General features: G+C 63.4%; 21 protein-coding genes. 17 read left to right on the top strand and 4 right to left on the bottom strand.

Annotated elements, in window-relative coordinates; all coding sequences use genetic code 11:
• Window positions 1–11 precede the first annotated feature (11 nt).
• Window positions 12–1,049: a glycosyltransferase family protein gene (locus tag SO180_RS33815; protein ID WP_449383164.1), complete on the bottom strand. Its 1,038-nt coding sequence runs from the start codon at window positions 1,047–1,049 to the stop codon at window positions 12–14.
• 334 nt (window positions 1,050–1,383) lie between these two features.
• Between SO180_RS33815 and SO180_RS33810 the strand changes: the two genes are divergently transcribed.
• Window positions 1,384–2,820: a lipopolysaccharide biosynthesis protein gene (locus SO180_RS33810; protein ID WP_449383153.1), complete on the top strand. Its 1,437-nt coding sequence runs from the start codon at window positions 1,384–1,386 to the stop codon at window positions 2,818–2,820.
• Window positions 2,821–2,968: 148 nt separating this feature from the next.
• On the opposite strand, the gene SO180_RS33805 is transcribed toward SO180_RS33810, so the two are convergent.
• A complete protein-coding gene (locus tag SO180_RS33805; RefSeq protein ID WP_449383152.1) occupies window positions 2,969–4,642 on the bottom strand; it encodes a Na/Pi cotransporter family protein in 1,674 nt (557 codons plus the stop codon).
• A gap of 531 nt (window positions 4,643–5,173) precedes the next feature.
• Between SO180_RS33805 and SO180_RS33800 the strand changes: the two genes are divergently transcribed.
• From SO180_RS33800 to SO180_RS33740, 13 genes are all read left to right on the top strand, one after another.
• Window positions 5,174–6,532 (top strand): ABC transporter substrate-binding protein, encoded by a 1,359-nt coding sequence (locus SO180_RS33800; RefSeq protein WP_449383151.1) that lies wholly within the window; start codon window positions 5,174–5,176, stop codon window positions 6,530–6,532.
• 71 nt (window positions 6,533–6,603) lie between these two features.
• Entirely contained in the window at window positions 6,604–7,578 is a 975-nt protein-coding gene (locus SO180_RS33795) for a carbohydrate ABC transporter permease (protein ID WP_254108216.1), read from the top strand.
• A complete protein-coding gene (locus tag SO180_RS33790) occupies window positions 7,575–8,537 on the top strand; it encodes a carbohydrate ABC transporter permease (RefSeq protein ID WP_449383150.1) in 963 nt (320 codons plus the stop codon). The genes SO180_RS33795 and SO180_RS33790 overlap by 4 nt, the downstream gene beginning before the upstream one ends.
• Window positions 8,534–8,734, top strand: a complete 201-nt coding sequence (locus SO180_RS33785) for a hypothetical protein (RefSeq protein ID WP_449383149.1) — start codon at window positions 8,534–8,536, stop codon at window positions 8,732–8,734. Before SO180_RS33790 ends, SO180_RS33785 begins: the two co-directional genes overlap by 4 nt.
• Window positions 8,735–8,744: 10 nt before the next feature.
• Window positions 8,745–9,842, top strand: coding sequence for an ABC transporter ATP-binding protein (locus SO180_RS33780; protein WP_449383148.1), 1,098 nt, complete (start codon window positions 8,745–8,747; stop codon window positions 9,840–9,842).
• Complete coding sequence (locus SO180_RS33775; RefSeq protein ID WP_449383147.1) at window positions 9,835–10,860, top strand: ABC transporter ATP-binding protein; 1,026 nt, start codon at window positions 9,835–9,837, stop codon at window positions 10,858–10,860. The genes SO180_RS33780 and SO180_RS33775 overlap by 8 nt, the downstream gene beginning before the upstream one ends.
• Before the next feature lie 10 nt (window positions 10,861–10,870).
• A complete protein-coding gene (gene dhaL / locus SO180_RS33770; protein ID WP_449383146.1) occupies window positions 10,871–11,494 on the top strand; it encodes a dihydroxyacetone kinase subunit DhaL in 624 nt (207 codons plus the stop codon).
• Window positions 11,491–11,883 carry a dihydroxyacetone kinase phosphoryl donor subunit DhaM gene (gene dhaM, locus SO180_RS33765; protein WP_449383145.1) on the top strand — a complete coding sequence of 131 codons (393 nt, stop codon included), beginning with the start codon at window positions 11,491–11,493 and terminating at the stop codon, window positions 11,881–11,883. Before dhaL ends, dhaM begins: the two co-directional genes overlap by 4 nt.
• A 31-nt stretch (window positions 11,884–11,914) precedes the next feature.
• On the top strand, window positions 11,915–12,223 hold the full coding sequence (locus tag SO180_RS33760; RefSeq protein WP_449383144.1) for an HPr family phosphocarrier protein: 309 nt from the start codon (window positions 11,915–11,917) through the stop codon (window positions 12,221–12,223).
• Window position 12,224: 1 nt separating this feature from the next.
• Complete coding sequence (gene ptsP / locus SO180_RS33755) at window positions 12,225–13,838, top strand: phosphoenolpyruvate--protein phosphotransferase (protein ID WP_449383143.1); 1,614 nt, start codon at window positions 12,225–12,227, stop codon at window positions 13,836–13,838.
• A complete protein-coding gene (locus SO180_RS33750) occupies window positions 13,835–14,260 on the top strand; it encodes a hypothetical protein (RefSeq protein WP_254097481.1) in 426 nt (141 codons plus the stop codon). The genes ptsP and SO180_RS33750 overlap by 4 nt, the downstream gene beginning before the upstream one ends.
• Window positions 14,261–14,297: 37 nt before the next feature.
• Window positions 14,298–15,281, top strand: a complete 984-nt coding sequence (gene dhaK, locus SO180_RS33745) for a dihydroxyacetone kinase subunit DhaK (RefSeq protein WP_449383142.1) — start codon at window positions 14,298–14,300, stop codon at window positions 15,279–15,281.
• A gap of 356 nt (window positions 15,282–15,637) precedes the next feature.
• On the top strand, window positions 15,638–16,540 hold the full coding sequence (locus SO180_RS33740; RefSeq protein WP_449383141.1) for an N-acetylmuramic acid 6-phosphate etherase: 903 nt from the start codon (window positions 15,638–15,640) through the stop codon (window positions 16,538–16,540).
• Here the strand turns inward: SO180_RS33740 and SO180_RS33735 are convergent.
• Both SO180_RS33735 and SO180_RS33730 read right to left on the bottom strand, forming a co-directional pair.
• On the bottom strand, window positions 16,532–17,362 hold the full coding sequence (locus tag SO180_RS33735; RefSeq protein ID WP_449383140.1) for an IclR family transcriptional regulator: 831 nt from the start codon (window positions 17,360–17,362) through the stop codon (window positions 16,532–16,534). The two genes, SO180_RS33740 and SO180_RS33735, sit on opposite strands and share 9 nt — an antisense overlap.
• Window positions 17,359–17,757, bottom strand: a complete 399-nt coding sequence (locus SO180_RS33730) for an acyl-CoA thioesterase (RefSeq protein ID WP_449383139.1) — start codon at window positions 17,755–17,757, stop codon at window positions 17,359–17,361. The genes SO180_RS33735 and SO180_RS33730 overlap by 4 nt, the downstream gene beginning before the upstream one ends.
• Window positions 17,758–17,913: 156 nt before the next feature.
• Here SO180_RS33730 and SO180_RS33725 point away from each other — a divergent pair, with 156 nt between their 5' ends.
• The 3 genes from SO180_RS33725 to SO180_RS33715 form a co-directional block, all read left to right on the top strand.
• A complete protein-coding gene (locus tag SO180_RS33725) occupies window positions 17,914–19,062 on the top strand; it encodes an FAD-dependent monooxygenase (protein WP_449383138.1) in 1,149 nt (382 codons plus the stop codon).
• Between the two features lie 21 nt (window positions 19,063–19,083).
• Entirely contained in the window at window positions 19,084–20,724 is a 1,641-nt protein-coding gene (locus SO180_RS33720; protein ID WP_449383137.1) for a benzoate-CoA ligase family protein, read from the top strand.
• A 79-nt stretch (window positions 20,725–20,803) separates the two neighbouring features.
• The coding region (locus SO180_RS33715) for an MFS transporter (RefSeq protein ID WP_449383136.1) at window positions 20,804–21,214 on the top strand (411 nt) is incomplete at its 3' end.

Genomic DNA, 21,214 nt, shown 5'->3' with positions numbered 1-21,214 from the left:
TTGCACACTCCCTAACGCGCCGAAAGACGCTGCATCACGGCTTGGGCGATCTCGTAGTAATGCTGCGCGCCTTTCGCGAGCGTGAGGTTGTCGAGCACATATTGGCGCGGCCGAAAATCCCCGGTGCCGGCCTGCGTCCAGAACTTGCTCCAGCGGGAGCCAAAGCCCTCGGCATCGACGAATTTCATGCCGCAGCGATCGTCCCAGTACGGTACCGAGGAGACACCGTCGAACCTGACACGGTGCGGAAAATAATTCGGATCGCGCCACGGCCCGCCGCGATCCCAGGCAAACACGGGCACGCCGCTCGCGAGTGCTTGTAGACAGGCGATCCCCTGACTTTCGTTCTGGCTGAGGAAGATCATGGTACGGCAGCGTGCCAGCGCAGCGCGATAGTCCTGCTCATTATAGCTGCCGTACCGGATTTCCTCGAACGTGCGGCCCTCGGCCCGGAGCCGCGTGCGGATCGGCTCGATCAGATCCGGTTCAAGGCGCTCGCGGTCCCACATGACCTTGTCATAGAGCAGGACGTCGACGCTCTTGTGCTCCGCGACGGACGGCGTCCACGCGTCGGTATCGATGCCCACCGGCCACGCGTCGATATTGGGCCAACCGGGTCGGCACATATCGGCGTACCACTGGCAGGGGACCACAATGTGTTTCACCGGATACCGCGTCAGCAGGCCCGGATCGTCGATCGGATGATTGTACGAGGCGACGCCGAGCAGAATCGGGTTTTTCCAGTCGATCCAGTCCAGCACGAAGGGGCGGCCGATGACGCAGGCGAGTTCGTCGGGATGCTTGCGGATGTAGCTGTAATCGTTGACGCGGTAGCGGATACCGAGCCGGTCGAGGCCGGCGCACAGATTGAGGAATACGCGCTGCTGGCCGTTGATCCACGGCTTGCCAAGCAGCAGGCGCCGAGCCCAGGTGCGCAGATGCCGGTCGCCGCGGAACCAGCGGTCGTCCTTCTCCTCGAAGAAGAGATTGAGCACCGTCCGTTCGCCGCGCGCAGTCTCCGGCCGTGACGGATGCAACGTCGCGCTCATGCCCCTGTCGGCGTCGCTGCGGCCCGCATCGGGCAGGCGCAACTCCGTCCGAGCATGTTCGGCAACTTCCATGTCGATAGGTCCACGTTGGAGACGGTCGGTGGTGCTCGAAACCACTATTTCTAATGGGTGATCGCACTTGCGAGTTCAAGACAACCGCAAATTTAACGCTAACGTACGAAATAGAGCCTAACGGCGCATTCAACGGTCCGGATTGTCGCTTTATGCGCCTATTCTCCGGCATGCTGCAGCGCCATCGTCAAAATTGCCAAACCAAGGTCCAACTGATTAACGAAGCGTTAATTGGCTGGGATAATCACCGTCTCGTGCTCGCATGCTGAACCGCCATTTCTCGATCTATCTCGCGGCCTACATCCTGCCGGCCGCCGTCGGCTTTTTCGCGATCACGACCTACACGCGGCTGTTGAGCCCGGCCGAATATGGCGTCTACGTCGTGGGCCTGAGCATCGCCAGCATCCTGGGCGCGATCTTCTTTGCCTGGATCAAGCTGTCGGTCTCGCGCTACCAGGCGATGTCGCCGGAGGTGGATTTTCGCGGCACGGCGATGGTTGCCTTCGTGCTGACCGTCTCTGCCCTCTGTGCCACGGCGCCGCTGACCTTCCTGTTCCATCGCGATGTCAGCTATGAGCTGCTGCTTGCCAGCGTGTTCGTCGCCATCACCGCGAATGCGGTCGATGTCGGTCAGGAATTCGAGCGCGCCAAGTTGCGCCCCTACAGGTTCGCGGCCATTGCGATCGTGCGCAGCCTGTCCAGCGTCGGCTTCGGGCTGCTCGCGATCTGGCTGGGCTGGGGCGGGCTGGGCCTGCTCGCGGCGTTCGGCCTCGGTTCACTCACGGGCATCATCCTCAATCTCGCTGGTGACTCGACGAAGATCGCGCGCTGGCAGAAGAGCCAGCTCACCCAGCTCGCCCGTTACGGCTTGCCGCTGACAATCGGCGGTCTTTCGGTCGCGCTCTACTCGACCAGCGACCGGCTGATCGTCGCCTATCTTCTCGGCAAGGATGCCGCCGGCATTTTCGGCGTCGCCGCCGATCTGCCGCGGCAGTTCCTCGTGATGCTGGCCTCGAGCGTCGCTGCGGCCACCGTGCCCATCGTGTTCCGGACGTTGAGCCAGGAGGGTCACGCCGCGACCCGCGAACGGCTCAACGAAAGCCTCGAGCTCCTGCTCGTCGTGATCATGCCAGTCGCGGTCTGGCTCGCGCTCGCTGCGGACCAGGTCGCGGGAACTCTCGTCGGCGTCGATTTCCGCGCCGGCGTTTCGGCGCTGCTGCCGATGCTGGTTGCCGCGCGGATGCTCGGGATCGCCAATCAGTTCTACGTCCAGATCAGCTTCCAGCTCGCCGAGCGGCCCTTCATCCTTGCCGCCCAGTCATTCCTCACGCTGGTGCTGAGCATCGCGCTGATGTTCGCCCTGATTTCGGGCTTTGGGCTGTATGGCGCAGCGCTGGCAACGTTCGCGACCGAAGCCATCGGCTTCGTGGCTGCGGTCGTCCTGATGCGCTGCGCCTATGTGCTGCCGTTCGATCCGGGCCGGCTCGCGGGCGTGGGCGCCTCGGCCGCGGTCATGGCGATGGCGATCCTCGCGGTTCGCTCAGAGGTCAACGGCACCGGGCTGTTGTCGCTGATTGCGGTGAGCCTGGCCGGCGGCATCGCCTATGCCGGCGCGGCCTGGCTGCTCAATGTCGCGAACGCCAGAACGCTGACGCTGCGCCTGTTGCAGAATTTCAACCGGAAAGCCCTCGGCGTTTAGAGCATGATCCGGACCCGAAGCGCCGCGTTAGCGCAAAGCGTGAGACGGTTTTCCCTCGCGACAAGCGCGGAACGCGTTTGCGCGGAGATCATGCTCAAACAAATAACCTGATGCGCGATGACGGTTCATCGCGCTTTAGCGGATACGACTAGCCACGATCGACAAGGTGCGCCGCCGAGCGCCAGGCATGATGCGACATCGCCTGGAGGCTGCGGACCGTTTCGACGCGATCGAGTGCGGCGTCGGCGGTGAGGGCTCCATTGGCGACCGCGCTGAGCGTTGCGCTGCGGTGGCGGCGCAGCACTTCACCAAGTTCTGTCATGCAACGTTCGAGCTCGGCGATTGCCTCGTCAGTCTGGATCGCGCGCGGACCGGCCATGGCGTCGGTGCCATGCGGGACTGGCGCGACCGGCTGCGATGGAGCCGCCACGCCGCGCGCAATCGCGGCCGCGCTCCGCATCACTTCGGCGCATAGTTCTGCTGCGCGGATGTCCTCCGGTCCATCCTTCACTGAAGCGAAATTAATTCCGCCATTCGACACGTCCGTCAGCCGAGACGCGTGGTCGAGTGCATGCAGTGTGCTGGTCAGACGCCGTTGCTCGTCCTCGGTGTCAGGCGGTCCGGTCACCTCCGACAAAAATATCTGTGCCTGGCGCAGGGCGTCGGCAGCGTCCTGCAGCGATACGGCATCTCTCCCGAGGCGAACTGGTGCAGCGCGACCGGCCAGTGCTGCCTCAACCCAGGCGCATACCGTTACGAGCGCGCGCGCGACCGTTCGGCGCACCGCCTCCACGGCCACGATTGGAGTCACGAGTGCCGATGGATCGAGGCATCGCGTGAGCGGTGAGCCGCGCTCGGGCAGGATACGCTCGACCAGGCGCGTGAACTGGTTGATCAGCGGCAGCAGGACCACCACACCGACGACATTGTACGCGGTGTGATATCCGGCCAGCAGCGTGACGCCATCGATGCTGTCCGAGGCACGCACGAGCAGGGGGATGGTGACGGGAAAAAGCACGAGCGCGATCAGGGCGGCGATGAGCTTGAAAAGCACATAGGCGATGGCCAGCCGCTTGGCGGTGGTGCTCGCGCCAATCGCGGCGAGGGCGGAGCTTGTTGCCGTTCCGATATTCTGGCCGATGATCAGCGCGCAGGCCTGGTCCAGCCCGATTGCACCGGCAAAGTGGCCGGACAGGGTCACCGCCACGGCGGCGGTTGACGACTGCATCAGCGCAGTCATCACCAAGCCGATCACGACGAGCACCAGCACGCCGAACAGGCTCGACCACCACCGCCCGTCGGGACCCGCGAGAACGGCAGGAAGGTCCGCCGGGTGCAGTCGTTCGGCGAGCCCGCCCATGCCCTGCTGCAAGGTCGTCAGCCCGAAAAGCACGAGCCCAAATCCGGCGAGCGCGGCGCCGGCGCCGGAGATTCGTCCGCGGGCCAAAAGCTTGGTCAACGCGCCGACGAAGATCATCGGCAGTGCCGCGGCGGTGAGCGAGACACGGACGCCGATGAGCGCGACCAGCCAGCCGGTGCCCGTGGTGCCGATATTGGCGCCGAACACAAGCCCCAATCCTTGCTGGAACGTCAACAGGCCGGCGCTGACGAGACCGATCGTCGTCATCGTCGTTGCACTCGATGACTGCACCAGGAGTGTGACGACAGCGCCCCAGAAGGAGCCGTGCAGCGGTGTCGCGGCCGCCCTGCTGAGCACCGTGCGCAGGGCGGAGCCGGCCAGCGCCTTCAGGCCCTCCGTCATCACGGTCATGCCAAGCAGGAAAAGACCGACGCCGCCGAGTACCGAGATTGCCGTGGACATGCGGTCTCCTGAAGTGAACGACGATCAGGCCAGCCCCCTTTTTGACTGTAGCGCAGTTGCTGGAGTGAAGGCAGACGACGAGACCGCCTGGGAACTGCGCTGCATTGAACGTTCAGTAAAATGATTTGCTAAACACGATCCCTGCGCTTCGACTGCGCGACGCGGGGCTGCATCGGTGCAGCCTTACGTTCAGGGCGCAAAGCGGATCTTCTTAAATCAAGGCCATTTCGCTGCGTTGCAGCAAGCTCGCGGTTGAATGCTATCGCGGCGAGCTTGTCGGCGAGCTCGCCAAAAACCGGCTTGACGAGCTCTGAAATTTAGTAATAGGTTTAGTATTACAAAAAAATAAACATCGCGCATCGAGCTGATGTGTGGGAGGAGCCCAGCCCGTCCGGATCCGTTTCCGGGCGCGGTCAGTCTCGTTCTCCATCATCTCATCGCTCATCAACTCGGTTTCAGGGTCTTGGCGTCGTTCCGATAAAGGCACGCGCCGAGCGGGTTCGGTGGTTCAACGATAGAGAGGAAACGGACATGCGAAGACTCAAATGGCTAGGTGGTGCAGTGACGTCTGCGGTCCTTGGGGCCGCCGCGCTAGTGGTGACGGGCGGCGGCGAGGCCGCGGCCCAGGGGAAGCAGCTCACGTTGTGCTGGGCGGCCTGGGATCCGGCCAACGCCCTGGTCGAGCTCGGCAAGGACTTCACCAAGCAATCCGGCATCGAGATGAAATACGAGTTCGTCCCCTGGACGAGCTATGCGGATCGCTTCCTCAACGAACTCAACTCACACGGCAAGCTCTGCGACCTGATCATCGGCGACAGCCAGTGGATCGGCGGCGCTGCCGAGAACAAGTGGTACGTCAAGCTCAACGACTTCTTCGACAAGGAGAAGATCTCGATGGACGATTTCGTCCAGGCGACCGTCGTCGGCTATTCGCAGTGGCCGAAGAACTCGCCGAACTACTGGGCGCTGCCGGCGATGGCCGATGCGGTCGGCTGGACCTATCGCAAGGACTGGTTCTCACGGCCCGACATTCAGTCGGCGTTCAAGGCCAAGTACGGCCGCGATCTCGCGCCACCCAAGACCTTTGACGAGCTGAAGGAGATCGCCGCGTTCTTCCAGGGCCGCGAGATCGACGGCAAGAAGGTGTACGGCGCCTACATCTTCACCGAGCGCGGCTCGGAAGGCATCACGATGGGCGTGACCAACGTGCTCTACAATTACGGCTTCAACTACGAGAACCCGAAGAAGCCCTACCAGATGCAGGGCTTCGTCAATTCGGCAGATGCTGCCAAGGGGCTGGAGTTCTACAAGGAGCTCTACAAGTGCTGCACGGCTCCGGGCCTGACCAACGCCTACATGCAGGAAGGTCTCGACGCCTTCAAGTCCGGGCAGGTGGCGATGCAGATGAACTGGTTCGCCTTCTTCCCCGGGCTCTACAAGGACCCGAACGTCGGCGGCGACAAGATCGGCTTCTTCGTCAATCCGGCCGGTCCGAACGGCCACTTCACCCAGCTCGGCGGGCAGGGCATCTCGGTCGTCGCGACGTCGGACCACAAGGACGATGCACTCGCCTACATCAAGTGGTTCGCGCAGCCGACCGTTCAGCAGAAGTGGTGGCAGCTCGGCGGCTACTCGGCGCTGAAGGCCGTCGTCAACGCGCCGGACTTCCCCGCGAGCGCGCCGTTCGCTCCGCAGTTCCTGGAGTCGATGGCGATCGTGAAGGACTTCTGGGCCGAGCCGTCCTACGCCCAGCTCCTGCTCGACATGCAGAAGCGCGTGCATGACTACGTCGTTGCCGACAAGGGAACGGCGCAGCAGGCGCTCGATCTCCTGGTTAAGGACTGGTCCAAGGTCTTCAAGGAGCAGGGCAAGCAGGTCGCCTCGCAATAAACGAGACCGTTCGCATCGCTCCAACTGGTTTCCCCGGGGAAGCGCCCCGGGGAAGCCGAACCAGCCAGCCGATGGACAAGATGACCACGATTCTGCAACCCGATCATGTTACGATCCCCGGCGTGAGCGAGCCCGCCAAATCTCGTGCCACGCGACGCGTCCGCGGCCTGTCGGACCGGGCCATCGCCTGGCTGTTCGTCGCCCCAACGATTGCGCTCCTGCTCGCGATCAACATCTTTCCGCTGGTCTGGATGATCAGGCTCTCCTTCACGAGCCTCAACCTCAGCATGTCGTATCTGCCGCTGCGGTTCGTCGGGCTCGACAATTTCACCGACATTCTCACCGACGAGGACGTCTGGATCAGGCTCCAGACCACGGCGCAATTCGTGATCTCGTCAGTGGCGTTGCAGGTGGTGATCGGATTTGGGCTCGCACTGCTCATCAACCGCCAGTTTCGCGGTCACAGCTTCTGGACCACGATGATCCTGCTGCCGATGATGCTGTCGCCTGCGGTGGTCGGCAACTTCTGGACCCTGCTGTTCCAGCCGCAGATCGGACCGTTCAATTACCTGATCAGCCTCTTCACCGGCGTGCCGCCGAGCTCGTTCAGCATGACCGGCGAAGTGGCGCTGGCACCGTGGACGATCGTCCTCGTCGATACCTGGATGTGGGCGCCTTACGTCATGCTGATCTGCCTCGCCGGGCTGCGCTCCATTCCCGACTACATCTATGAGGCTGCGGAAGTCGATCGTGCCTCGGCCTGGCGCCAGTTCTGGTCGATCACGCTGCCGATGACGGTGCCGTTCCTGATGCTCGCAGTCCTGTTCCGCGCCATCGAGAACTTCAAGATGTTCGACATGGTCAACCTCCTGACCTCGGGAGGGCCGGGATCGACCACCGAGCTGGTCTCGATCACGCTGAAGCGCGCGGCATTCGAGAAATGGCGCACCGGCTATTCTTCCGCGCTCGCCATCATCCTGTTCGTAACCGTGTTTGGTGCAGCCAACATCTACGTCAAGGTGCTCAACAAGGTGAAGCAACGATGACCGCCGCTATCGCCAAATCCACTGCTCACTCCATCGTCGAATCCTCGCCGCGCACAAAGGCGGTGGCCGGCAGCCTGGTCATCCTCTATGCGGTGATCACGATCCTGCCGCTGGTCTGGATCGTCGCCACGGCGTTCAAGTCGCAGAGCGATGCGATTGCCTATCCGCCCAAGGTTTTGTTCCAGCCGACGCTGGAGGGCTATGTAAACCTGTTTACGGTACGCACGCGGCAGACGCCGGACTTCATCGCAAAGCTTCCGCCGTCGCAGACCTGGTACGACAAGCTCGTGCGCCAGCACGACATGGTGATCGCCGGCCCCTCGAAGGTCGTGCCGCGCTTCGTCAATTCGCTCATCATCGGCTTCGGCTCGACCTTCCTCGCCGTGTTTCTCGGCACGCTCGCGGCCTATGCGTTCTCGCGATTTCGCATTCCGCTTGCCGACGATCTCCTGTTCTTCATCCTGTCGACGCGGATGATGCCGCCCGTGGCCGTCGCGATTCCGATCTATCTGATGTACCGCCAGCTCAACCTGACCGACACCAGGCTCGGGATGATCCTGCTGTACACGGCGGTCAACGTCTCGCTCGCGGTCTGGCTGCTCAAGGGGTTCATCGACGAAATTCCGCGCGAGTATGAGGAGGCTGCCCTCGTCGACGGCTACACGCGATTGCAGGCGCTGCGCAAGGTGGTGCTGCCGCAGGCAGTGACGGGCATCGCGGCAACGGCGATCTTCTGCCTGATCTTTTCCTGGAACGAGTATGCGTTCGCGGTTCTGCTCACCAGCGGCGAAGCCCAGACCATGCCGCCCTTCATCCCCTTCATCATCGGCGAAGGCGGACAGGACTGGCCGGCCGTGGCCGCCGCGACCACGCTGTTCGTCGTTCCGATCGTCCTCTTCACCGTTCTGTTGCGCAAGCATCTGTTGCGCGGCATCACCTTCGGAGCTGTACGCAAATGACCGGTTCTGCGATTGCCAATGGCGGCGTGATGCGCTGGTTCCGGCGCGGGCCCTGGGAGACCGGAGCGACGATCCTGATCGGCGTCGGCATCGTGATGCTGGTGCAGCCGTTCTCGCTCGATCTCTACAGCTATTCGTTCGTGACGATCCTGGCGGGCACGCTCGGCTACGTCGTTGTGAGCCATTTTCCGGAATAGGGCCGCAGATATGGCACAGATCCGCGTCGAAAACCTGCGAAAATCGTTCGATCAGTTCACGGCCGTCGAAGGCTCGAATTTCACGATCGACGACGGCACCTTCTTTGCGATGCTTGGTCCCTCGGGCTGCGGCAAGACGACGACGTTGCGCATGATCGCCGGCCTCGAGCTGCCGACCGAGGGCAAGATCCTGCTCGATGGCGAGGACGTGACCTTCGACCGTGCATCCGCCCGCGACATCGCGTTCGTGTTCCAGCTGTTCGCGCTCTATCCGCACATGAACGTCGCCGGGAATATCGGCTTTCCCCTGAAGTGCCAGGGCATGGGCCGCCGCGAAATCCGCCAGCGCGTCGAGGAGACCGCCCGGCTGCTGCGCATCGAGCATCTGTTGTCGAGCAAGACGTCAAAGCTGTCGGGCGGTGATCGCCAGCGGGTGGCGCTCGGCCGGGCGATGGTGCGGCGGCCAAAGGCCTTCCTGATGGACGAGCCGCTCGGAGCACTCGATGCGGAATTCCGCCATCTGATGTGCGGCGAGCTCCGCGATCTCCACGATCGCATCGGCGCGACCACGATCTACGTGACGCACGACCAGCTCGAGGCGATGTCGATGGCGGACCAGATCGCCGTCATGAACAAGGGGCGCGTCGAACAGATCAGCTCGCCGCAGGAGATTTATGACCGGCCCGCGAGCATGTTCGTCGCCGACTTCATCGGCTCGCCGTCGATGAACTTCCTGAGCTTTGAGGGCGGCCTGCATTGCGGCGATCGCGCCGTCAGTTTCCATGACACCGTCATCGCCGTGCCAGAGATCCGCGAGGACCGTGCCAGCGCGCCGCTGGTCCTCGGCGTCCGTCCGGAGCATATCCGTTTCACCGATGCGGCGCCGGTTCGTGGCGAGGTGTTCGGCGCGGAATATCTCGGCACCAACCAGATCGTCACCGTCGACACCGCGCATGGGCGGGTTGCAGCCCGGCTGCCGTCCGCCACACCGGTGCGGATCGGCGAGATGGTCGGTCTCGAATTTCACTCCGAACGGCTGGCGCTGTTCGATGCCGGCAGCGGCCTTGCGATCCGCACCGCGAACGGGGGAGGCGCTCGCCATGGCTGACGTCATTCTGCGCAACATCAACAAGCGTTTTGGCGCGATCGAGGCGGTGCGCGAGCTGTCGCTTGCGATCGACGACGGCGAATTTCTCGTGCTGCTCGGCCCGAGCGGCGCCGGCAAGACCACGACCTTGCGGCTCATCACCGGGCTCGAGCAACCCGATTCGGGCTCGGTCATGATCAACGGGCGCGACGTCACGCTCGATCCTCCGGGGTCGCGCGACATCGCGTTCGTCTTCCAGCAATATTCGCTCTATCCGCACCTGTCGGTTTACGACAATCTGGCGTTTCCGCTGCGCTCGCCTGCGCGGCGCGTTCCGGAGCCGGTCATCCGCAAGCGCGTCGAGCAGACCGCGGAGCTCCTGCATATCGCCAGCAAGCTCAACAACCGCGCCACCCGCCTGTCCGGCGGTGAAATGCAGCGCGTCGCCATCGGCCGCGCGCTGGTGCGGGATCCGTCGATCTACCTGATGGACGAGCCGCTGTCGTCGCTGGATGCGAAGCTGCGCGCCGAGCTTCGCCTCGAGCTCAAGCGGATCCAGGTCGAGCTCGGTGCAACCATACTCTATGTGACGCACGATCAGGTGGAAGCCATGACCATGGCCACGCGCATCGGCGTGATCAAGGACGGCCAGCTTCTCCAGCTCGGCACACCTCGGGAAATCTACGAGAGCCCGTCCAGTACGTACGTCGCATCACGGCTAGGCACGCCCCAGATCAACCTTCTTCCTGCACGTCTTGCTTCGGAGATAGTCCTTCCACCCGGTACCGAGACCATTGGCATCCGCACCGAGCATGTGCAGATCGCTGCGCGAAATGGGGGGCGGTTGATCGGCCGCGTGCATCGGGTCGAGCATCTGGGTGAGCAGAATCACGTTCACCTGGACTACAAGGGCCAGACGCTGGTGACGCTTGCGGACCCGCGCCAGCCGCTCCAGGTTGGTCAGGAGGTTGAATTGCACCTGAAGCATCCACTTTATTTCGACGGCGTGGGGCAACGCATCAACGCCATGGTTCACTGAGGATCATTCAATGTCGCTGCAACCCGAGACATTCAAATCGTTGGTCAAGGTGGCCGCGGAGCAGGTCATCGCGAGCGCGCCGGAGCTCACGAGCCTGGATCAGGCGATCGGCGACGGAGATCATGGCACGAACATGAAGCGCGGCTTCGAAGCCGTGCTCGGCAAGCTCGATGCGATCTCCGCGCAGCCGTTCGACGAGGCGCTGAAGACGATAGGCAAGACCCTTGTGATGACCGTCGGCGGCGCGTCTGGACCGCTCTACGGCAGCTTCTTCCTCGCCGCCGGTGAAGCGCTGTCGCATGACAAGCACCTGCCGGATGATCTTGCAGAAGTTTTCGCAAGCGGAGTCGATGCGGTAAGCAAGCGCGGCCGCTCGCAGGCTGGAGAGAAGACGATGCTCGACGTGCTCGTTCCTGTCCTGGAGGCGTTGAGGACGGATGCCGGGCGGCCCGACATCGTCGAGCGCATTCGCTCCACGGCTGCCGAGGCCGCCGAGCGGACTGCGCCGATGCAGGCGACAAAAGGACGGGCCTCGTTCCTCGGACCTCGCAGTGTCGGACATGTCGATCCCGGTGCACGGTCGAGCTGCGTCCTTCTGCAAGCGGTGTGCGCGAGTCTTGAGGGGCGGCCATGAACGACACCGTGGGCATCGTGATCGTCTCGCATTCAAAGGACATTGCCAAAGGCACCGCCGACATGGTGCGGCAGATGGTCGGCAGCGAGGTCAAGGTCGCCTTCTGCGGCGGCAATCCCGACGGCGGATTGGGAACCAGCGTGGCTCTGATCGTCGATGCCATCAATGACGCGTGGTCGCCGAAGGGTGTCGCGATCCTCGTCGATCTCGGCGGCGCCGAGACCAACAGCGAAATGGCGGTCGAAATGCTGGACCCTGAGCGACGGGATCTCGTTGTCGTCTGCAACGCACCGATCGTCGAAGGTGCCGTGATGGCGGCAACTGAAGCGGCGGGCGGCAGCTCGCTGGCCGAGGTGCGGGCCGTGGCCGAGGAACTCTCTGCCGACTGAAATGTCGGCGACGCGAGGATGGAATATGACGATGTTGGAAACTTCAAACGTGAACGGACAGATCTTCACGGGCACCGTACAACTGGTGCACGCGGTAGGCATGCATGCGCGCCCGGCGGTCAAGCTGACCAAGCTCGCCAAGAAGTTCGAGGCGCAGATTTCCGTCCGCGTCGCCGGCGCGGCCGAGTGGATCAATGCCAAGAGCGTGGCCAAGATCATGGCCATGCGCGCGGCCCATGGCAGCATGATCGAGATCAAGGCGTTGGGCGGTGATGCGGAAGCGGCCGTCGCCGCACTGATCGATCTGATTGCATCCGATTTCCCAGACGGGATCGCGTAACATGCGAGACAGCGCTTCAGGACCGGCCTACCGTGGCAGAACCGCCTCGATCGGTTTTGCCCAGGGGCCGTTCATCCGGGTCGATGCGGGCGCGAACGGCGAGCGGGTCGCCGGAACCCTGGTCGATGAAGCGCTTGCGCTGCGGAGTGCGATTGACACCGCGAGCCGGCAGATCGCCGAGCTCGCTGCAACCGCCGGCGGTGAAGCCGCGCAAATCCTGGAATTCCAGGTCGCGCTGCTGGAGGACGAAGATCTGGTCAGCGCGATCCTGGCAGCGATCGGCGAAGGCGAACCCGCGGACGCTGCCTGGCGCGCGGCATTCGACGAGCAGATCGCGGACTATAATTCGGCGCCGGACGAGTATCTGAAGGCGCGCAGCTCGGATCTTGCTGACCTGCGCGATCGCGTATTGAACATCTTGCGCGGCGGCGAAGGCCATGCGCTGAGAATTCCGAGCGGTGCGGTCGTCTGCGCCGACGATCTGCCGCCTTCGCGCTTCCTCGAGATCGACTGGTCCGATGGCGGCGGCCTGGCGCTGCTGCGCGGCAGTCCGACGAGCCATGTCGCGATGCTGGCGCGTGCCCGCGGCATTCCGATGGTGGTGCAGCTCGGCGCGGTGCCGGCGGCAGGGACCTCGGCACTGCTCGATGGCGAGGGCGCAACGCTCGAGCTCGATCCCAGCAGCGAGCAGATCGGCCTGTTCGAGAAGCGGCGGGAGCTTCACCGCAAGAGCAGGGCCTCCGCGCGAGCCATCCTGCGGCGGCCGGCATCGTCCTGGCGCGGTGAACGGATCAAGCTTCTCATCAACATCCAGCGCGTCGAGGATCTCGACTATCCGGATGCGCAATATGCCGATGGCGTCGGCCTGATGCGCACCGAGTTTCTGCTGTCGGAGCACGTCTTGCCTGACGAGGAGACGCAGTTTCAGGTCTACGACCAGGTCTTGCGCTGGGCCGACCGGCGTCCGGTGACGATCCGCACCTTTGACGCGGGCGGTGACAAGCCGGTGCCGGGCTTCACGCCGGACGGCGAGGCAAACCCCTTCCTTGGGGTTCGCGGTCTTCGTCTTTGTCTCGCACGGCCCGAGATCTTTGCGGTTCAGCTCCGCGCACTGGCGCGTGCGGCGGTGCGTGGAAATCTCAAGGTCATGTTCCCGATGGTCACGTCGGCGAGCGAGGTCGAGGCGGCACGAAAGCTGTTCGCCGACGTCGTGCAGGACTTGCGGGCGCAAGGCACTCCCGCGATGCTTCCCGACCTCGGGATCATGGTCGAGGTGCCCGCAGCGGCGCTTTCGATCGCCAGCTTCAGGAGCGCCTTCTTCTCGATCGGTTCGAACGATCTTGCGCAATACGTCCTTGCCTGCGACCGCTCGAATGGCGCTCTCGCATCCCTGATGGATCCCTTGCACCCCGCTGTTCTCGAGTTGATCACGCGGACCGCGGAGCACGGCCGGCGCAATGGAATCCCGGTGAGCCTCTGCGGGGACATGGCGAGCGAGCCGCGCTGCATCCCCGCGCTGCTCGATTGCGGGCTGCGCGAGCTCTCCGTGAACGTCTTGGCGCTTGCGCAAATCAAGCAAACGATCGATCGTCTGGGCAGCGGGGGTGGGACTTGACTGACGCCGTTGCCGATGAACCGGCGGAAGCCGGCGCCGTTGCAGTCTACAAGCGCATTTTCAAGGAGGTGCTCGACAAGCGCCCCTCGGGAATGCGGCTGCGGCTTGCCCATGCTATGGGAAAGAACCGGAGCTTCGTCAGCCAGATTTCCAATCCGGCCTATCCGGTGCCAATCCCGGTGCAGCATCTCAACACGATCTTCGACGTCTGCCACTTTCCTCCGCAGGCGAAGGCGGCCTTTCTGCGTGCCTATGCGCGCGCGCATCCGCGCAGGATCAGCCGGCTGACCGAGGGACCGCACGAGCGGACCTTGACGCTGCATCTGCCCGATCTCGGCAGCGGCAAGCGGAATGCTCAGCTCGATGCGCTGCTCCAGGAGTTCGCGCGGCGGCTGATTGCCATCATGCAGGAAAAAGAGTGAGACCGAAACTGAGGCATTGAGTGATGGGGAGGGTCGCATGAAGAAGTTCATCAATTCCGTCGACGACGTCCTGGCCGAGAGTCTGGACGGATTTGCCGCGGCGCATGCCGATCTCGTCACGTTGGGATCGGAACGCAAATTCGTGCGCCGCCGTGAGCTCAACCCGAAAAAAGTGGCGCTGGTGTCTGGCGGTGGCAGCGGGCACGAGCCGCTGCATGCCGGCTTCGTCGGCTACGGCATGCTCGACGCCGCCTGTCCGGGGCAGGTCTTTACGTCACCGACGCCGGACCAGATCGTCGAGGCCGCCCAAGCCGTCGCAAGTGAGGCCGGCGTGCTGTTCATCGTGAAGAACTATGCGGGCGACCGCATGAATTTCGAGATGGCGGCGGAGGTCGCCGAAGGCCGCATTGCGACCATCGTGACGGATGACGACGTCGCGGTCGAGAACTCCACCCATAGCATCGGCCGCCGTGGCGTCGCCGGGACGCTGATCGTCGAGAAGATCGTCGGCGCGGCCGCCGAGAAGGGCCTCGATCTCGCCGGCTGCGTTTCGCTCGGCGAGCGCGTCAATGCGCAGACGCGCTCGATGGGCGTGGCGCTGACGAGCTGCACCGTCCCGGCGGCGGGCGGACCGACCTTCGCGCTCGCCGAGGACGAGATGGAGATGGGCGTCGGCATTCACGGCGAGCCCGGACGCCGCCGCGTCAAGCTGGAGCGGGCCGACGCCATCGCCTTCGAGATGACGACGGCGATTGCGGAGGATCTTGACGCGCGCGAGGGGTCCGAGGCGCTCCTGCTGGTCAACGGCTTCGGCGGGACGCCCACGATCGAGCTCTACCTGATGTACCACGCCGCGCGAAAGCTGCTCGAGAAGCGCGGCCTGCGCATCACCCGCTCGCTGGTCGGCAGCTACGTCACCTCGCTCGACATGGCCGGCTGCTCGCTCACGTTGAGCCTGCTCGATGCCGAGGCGACGGCGCTATGGGACCATCCGGTCCGCACCGCAGCCCTCAAATGGTGAGTCTCGCCTGATATGGACCACTGAGCGATCCGAACTCCGCCGCGATGGGATGCCGGCCCCGCTAGTGGGCGGTCCGCGCGCCGGTTTGCTCCCTGAAACTGGCCGTGCCATCAGGCACGGCATTTTTTTGGAAACGCTCGCGACTCAATTTTCCGTGTTTTTGAGATTTTTGTTGGGAGAAGGATCGGATCGTCTGCGCGGCCAGTTGCGCCTACCGAACTGGAACCCATGTACCAGGATCCAAGTTGGTTCGCCGGTCGCGCTGGCAGTTTCAAGCATGCGATGAACGGCGACATGCCTTTGGCCGAGCCGGCCACTGGCAACTCAGATTCGTCGCGCCACGGTGGTATGAGCCCATGAAACGAACGGATCGCGCCAATGCAACTGAAGCCGTCGATCCCCGCTTCACGGATTTGGACGCGTGGTCAGGAACGGCCGCATTGGAAGCGATGTGGGAAGGTCAGCTCGCAGCGGTCGCGGCCGTCGGCCAATGTCTTCCTGCGCTCGCCGCGGCGACGGATGCCGCTGCAGAAGCTCTCGGAGATGACGGGCGCCTGGTCTATGTCGGCGCAGGGACTTCGGGCAGGGTGGCCATCCAGGACGGCGCCGAACTGACGCCCACCTTCGCGTGGCCACAGCAGCGGGTCCACTTCATCATCGCCGGCGGGCAGAGCGCGTTCGTCACCAGCGTCGAAGGCGCGGAAGACGACATCGACGACGCAATCGCCCAGATCGATGCCGCACGGCTGTCGTCGCACGACGTCGTCATCGCGGTTGCGGCGAGCGGCACGACCCCGTTCACCGTCGCCGCATTACGCCGGGCCGGCCAGCACCAGGCTGTGACCGTCGGCATTGCCAATAACCGCCAGGCCCCGCTGCTTGCAGCCGCGAAATATCCGGTCCTCGTCGAGACCGGGCCGGAGCTCATCGCCGGTTCAACGCGGATGAAGGCCGGCACCGCCCAGAAGATCGTCCTCAACCTGATGTCGACCGGCATCATGCTGCGTCTTGGTCGCGTCTACCGCGGCATGATGGTCAACATGCTGCCCACGAACGCGAAGCTGAAGCGCCGCGCCGAAGCGATGGTTGCCCGCATTGCCGGCAGCAGCGAAACGCAAGCCGCCTCTGCCTTGGAAGAGACCGGCGGCGACATCAAGTTGGCCGCACTCGTCGTGCTCGGATACGACAAGACGGAAGCGGCGAATCTTCTCGCCAGCCACAAGGGCAATCTCCGTCGCGTCCTTGACGATCTAGGGTGACGGAGCGGGGGTCGGCGGGGCGATCGAATGACGGGCGGCAAAATCGATCAAAACTGCCCGCGCGGGACTGTCCGGCTGCAGCAAGTCCCTGTGCGTGCCGAACAAGGTCACGGCGACTTCGATCTCGCCTTGCCAGTTCGTGATCGCGGACGAGATCGCAATCAGGCCCGGAATGTAACGTCCGTCGACATAGGCGACGCGCTCGCGCCGGATTTTCGTCGTCAATGCCTCGACGCTTTCCGGGTTGGGATCGAGATCCGGCCAGCTCACGCCGACAGAAGCGGCGCGCTCGAGTTCGTTTTGCAGCCGCGCGGCCAGTTGTGGGGACGGCAGATAAGACAGGAAGACGCGTCCGGTCGCGGAGTCGAGCAAGGGAAACGTGCTGCCAAGACCGATCGACGTGGTCGTCAGATGGGGACCTCTCTCCATTCGGACCACGGTCGGGCCATTGTGGCTCCAGACAGCCAGCAGTGCCGCTTGCCCCGTCGTCGCGGCCAGTTCCTCAAGCTCATCGGAGGCGCGGACGACGAAGTTGTTCCGGCTGATGGCCGCAACGCCCAGCTCCGCAGCTTCGCGGCCGAGGTCGTACCTGCCGGAGCGCTCCTTCTGCACGGCAAGGCCCGCATGAATGAAGCTTGCCAGGTAGCGATGCACCTTGCTCGGTGGCATGCCGGCTTCGCGCGCGATATCTGACAGCGTCGCCGGCCCGTCGAAGGATCGCAGGACTCGCAGGACCGAAAGCGCGGCGTCGAGAGCCTGGATGCCACCGGGGGCCGTCCCGCCGCTCTCTTCATCAGGATCTTTCGGGCGCGTCCGTTTCATCGCAACATGTCCTTGAACTCTTGCGGCATGCTCGCGCCGCGGAGTTCGCCTGTGTCCGTGACAGAAGCCCAGGCGCGCTGTTCGAAGCCGCTCGCGATCTGCACGTTTCCGACCGACAGCTTGTAGTCGATTCGAAATCGCCGCTCTTGCCACTCGGCGATTTCCGCGCGGACCAGCAGCTCATCATCGTAGCGGGCAGGGCCGGCAAACTGGGCGCCCACATTGACCAGCGGCGTGACGCTCCCGAAGCGGCGCTTGAGCTCGCGCTGGCTCAATCCGCATCGCCTCAGCCAGCGCTGATAGGTGCAGTCAAACCAATAGAAGTAGTTGGGATAAAAGACGATTCCGGCTTCGTCGCAATCGCCCCATTCGATCGTGAAAGCTGTCTCAAACATCCGAAAATCCTTCTGCCGGACGAGCTTAGCTCGGTAGACTTCGTTCCCTATAAGAAAAATGATTCCTCAAGACGCAAAAATATATTGCATATTAAGAAATCAATTGCATAATACGCAATAAGAAGCGGTAAGCAAAGCAACAGGGAAGGGAAAGTCATGCGGCTCAGTCGCATTGCTGTGCTGGGGGGTGGTCCTGCGGGGCTGTACTTCGCCTACTTGTGGAAGCGTCGGCATCCCAACGACCAAGTCGACGTCTTCGAGCAGAACCAGGAAGGCGCGACCTGGGGATTTGGCGTCGTCTTCTCCGACAAGGCGCTCGACTTCCTTCGCGCCGATGATCCGGAAACCGCCGAGGCCGTTTCCGCGCGCATGGAGACATGGCGCGACATCACTCTCGTTCACCGCGGCGAACGCGTCGCGCTCGACGGTGTCGGCTTCTCCGCGGTCGGACGGCTCGATTTCATCACGCAATTGACCGAGCGCGCACGGTCCGCAGGCGCAAATCTGCAGTTCGGCACCGTCGTGCGCTCCGTCGATGAACTCGCGGGATACGATCTGGTCGTTGCCGCCGACGGCGTGAATTCGCTGATCCGAAGGACCTTTGAAGGAGACTTCAAGACGTCCCTTTCGTACGACGACAACAAGTTCGCCTGGTACGGCACCACCAAGCGCTTCGAGACACTGACCCAGACCTTCGTCGAAACCGAGCACGGCAGCTTCAACGCCCATCACTACCGCTATTCGCCGACGATGAGCACGTTCATCGTCGAGTGCGATCGCGCCACATGGCTGCGCGCCGGCTTTGCGGAGAAGACCGAGGAAGAGGGCAGGGCGATCTGCGAAAAAGTGTTCGCCGACACCCTCGAAGGACACAAGCTCGTCAACAACAAGTCGATCTGGCGGAATTTTCCGTGGCTGTGGAATGATCGCTGGTCGCACCGCAACATGGTGCTCGTCGGCGATGCGCTTCACACAGCGCACTTCTCGATCGGATCAGGCACGCGCCTCGCGCTCGAGGACGTCATCGCTCTCGTCAACGCGCTGGACGGCGAGCCGCACAGCCTCCGCCGTGCACTGGAAGACTACGAGACCGCGCGCCGGCCGGTGGTGGAGAAATTGGTCAAGGCCGCAAGGACCAGCGCGGCCTGGTACGAGCGCTTTGCCGAGCACATGAAGCTGGCTCCGCTGGACTTCGGCTACAGCTATATCACCCGCTCCGGCCGCATCGACGACAATCAGCTCCGCGCGATGTCGCCTGGCTTCATGGCGCGTTACGACGCCAGTTCGTTGGTCTCGAGCACGTAAGCGATGATGAGGAGCGCTCCCATGACGGACGGAATCAGCTACGCGATCGTGGACCATGTGCCCGACAATTCGCCCGGCGCGCAGGAGATCGGCTTCGAAATCGCCGAGCGTTACAACGCCAGCGAGATCCTCTTCGACAATCTCAAAGCGGGTCGTGCCGACAAGGTCGCGATCTTTGCCGCGACTGGCAACACCAGCTATGGCGAACTGTGTATCGAGGCCGCCAAATGCGGCAATGCACTCAGGTCGCTCGGACTTGTCGCCGGTGACCGCGTGCTCCTCCTGCTGAACGACACGGCGGCCTATCCTGCGGTGTTCTTTGGCGCGATCCGTGCGGGCTTCGTTCCGATGCTGATCAACACGCTGTCGCCGAAGGACCTCATCGGCTTCTATCTTCAGGACTCGGCCGCGCCGGCTGCCGTCGTCGACGCCGAATATGCGGCCTTGTTCGACCCGGAGACGATCGCGGGGACGTCGCTGCGCGCGCTGGTCATCGTGAACGGCGATGCCGCATGCGAACCGTCCTCGATCAAGGTCCTGAATGGCGACCAATGGTTCGCCCAGTTTCCTGCGAAGCTGGAAGCTGCACCCACGCGCCGCGACGACATGGCGTTCTGGATGTACAGCTCGGGCAGCACCGGCCGGCCGAAGGGCATCGTGCACCTCCAGCACGACATGGCCTACACGGCGGATAGTTTCGGCCGCCACATTCTGGGAATCGAGGAGAACGACATCTGCTTCTCCGTGCCGAAGATCTTCTTCGCCTACGGCTTCGGCAATTCGATCACGTTCCCGTTCTCGGTCGGCGCCAGCACTGTCCTGCTCGCCGGGCGGCCCGAGCCAGCTGCCGTTCTGGACCTGATCGAGCGGTTCAAGCCGACCCTCTTCTTCGGCCTGCCGACGCTCTACAACGCGTTGCTGAATCATCCTCGCATCGGGTCTGCCGACCTGTCGAGCGTGCGCCTCTGCCTGTCGGCCGCTGAAGTGCTGTCGCAGGATATCTTCAGCGACTGGCGGCGACGCTTCGGGCTCGAGATCGTCGAAGGACTCGGATCGACCGAGGTTCTGCACATCTATCTGTCGAACACGCGCGAACAGAGGAAGACCGGGACAGCCGGCAAGCGCGTTCCGGGATACGAGATCCGGCTGACCACGCCCGAAGGGGAGCCAGTCGCGCAAGGCGAAGAAGGCGTGATGTGGGTCCGCGGCCACTCCAACGCGCCGTGCTACTGGAACAGGCCCGACAAGACCGAACAGACCATGCGCGAGGAGGGGTGGATCTGGACCGGCGACAGGCTCGTCGAGGACGCGGACGGCTACTTCACCTTCGTCGGTCGCGTCGACGATCTCATCAAGGTGAGTGGCCAGTGGATCTACCCGGTCGAGATCGAGCTCTGCCTGTCGGAACATCCTGCGGTCCGCGAATGCGCGGTCCTTGGCCTCGAGCTGCCCGATCGCCGCATGACCACGAAAGCATTCGTGATTCTTCGGGACGGTCATGTGGCGAGCGAGTCGTTGACGCGTGAGCTGCAGGATCACGTCAAGTCGAAACTGCTTCCCTACAAATATCCACGCCTGATCGAATACTGGTCCGATTTGCCGAAGACGGGAACGGGCAAGATCGATCGACAGAAGCTGCGCAGCGCTCCGTTGGTAGCCTGAACGAGCAGCCAGCTCCGTCCTCTCTAAAAGCTTATTGAATTGTCACCAGCTTAGAAACACAGGCGCACTGGAGTTCGTGATGTCCGCTGCGAATATTGTAGACGTTACCGAGGTCATCGAAGAGGCGCGGTTCGGACGCCTCCAGCTTCTGGTCCTCGTTCTTTGCGCGTGGATCGCGCTGCTCGACGGTTTCGACACGCAGGCGATCGCCTATGTCGCGCCGGTGATCGCCGAGCAATGGGGGATCGCGATGGCCGGCTTCGGTCCGATCTTCGGCGCGGGCCTCGCTGGCCTCACGGTCGGTGCTTTCGTCCTGAGCCCGGCTGCCGATCGCTTCGGTCGGAAATCCGTGATCCTGCTCTCTGTGCTGCTGTTCGGCATCTTCGCGCTCGTCACGGCGCGCGCGAGCACGCTGAACGAGCTCCTTGTCTACCGCTTCCTGACGGGCCTTGGACTCGGCGGCGCGATGCCCAATTGCGTTGACCAGCGA

It is taken from the genome of Bradyrhizobium sp. UFLA05-112 (assembly GCF_053572325.1).
Note: the sequence above shows the minus strand (reverse complement) of the source record. Positions and strands in the feature narration are given on the sequence as shown.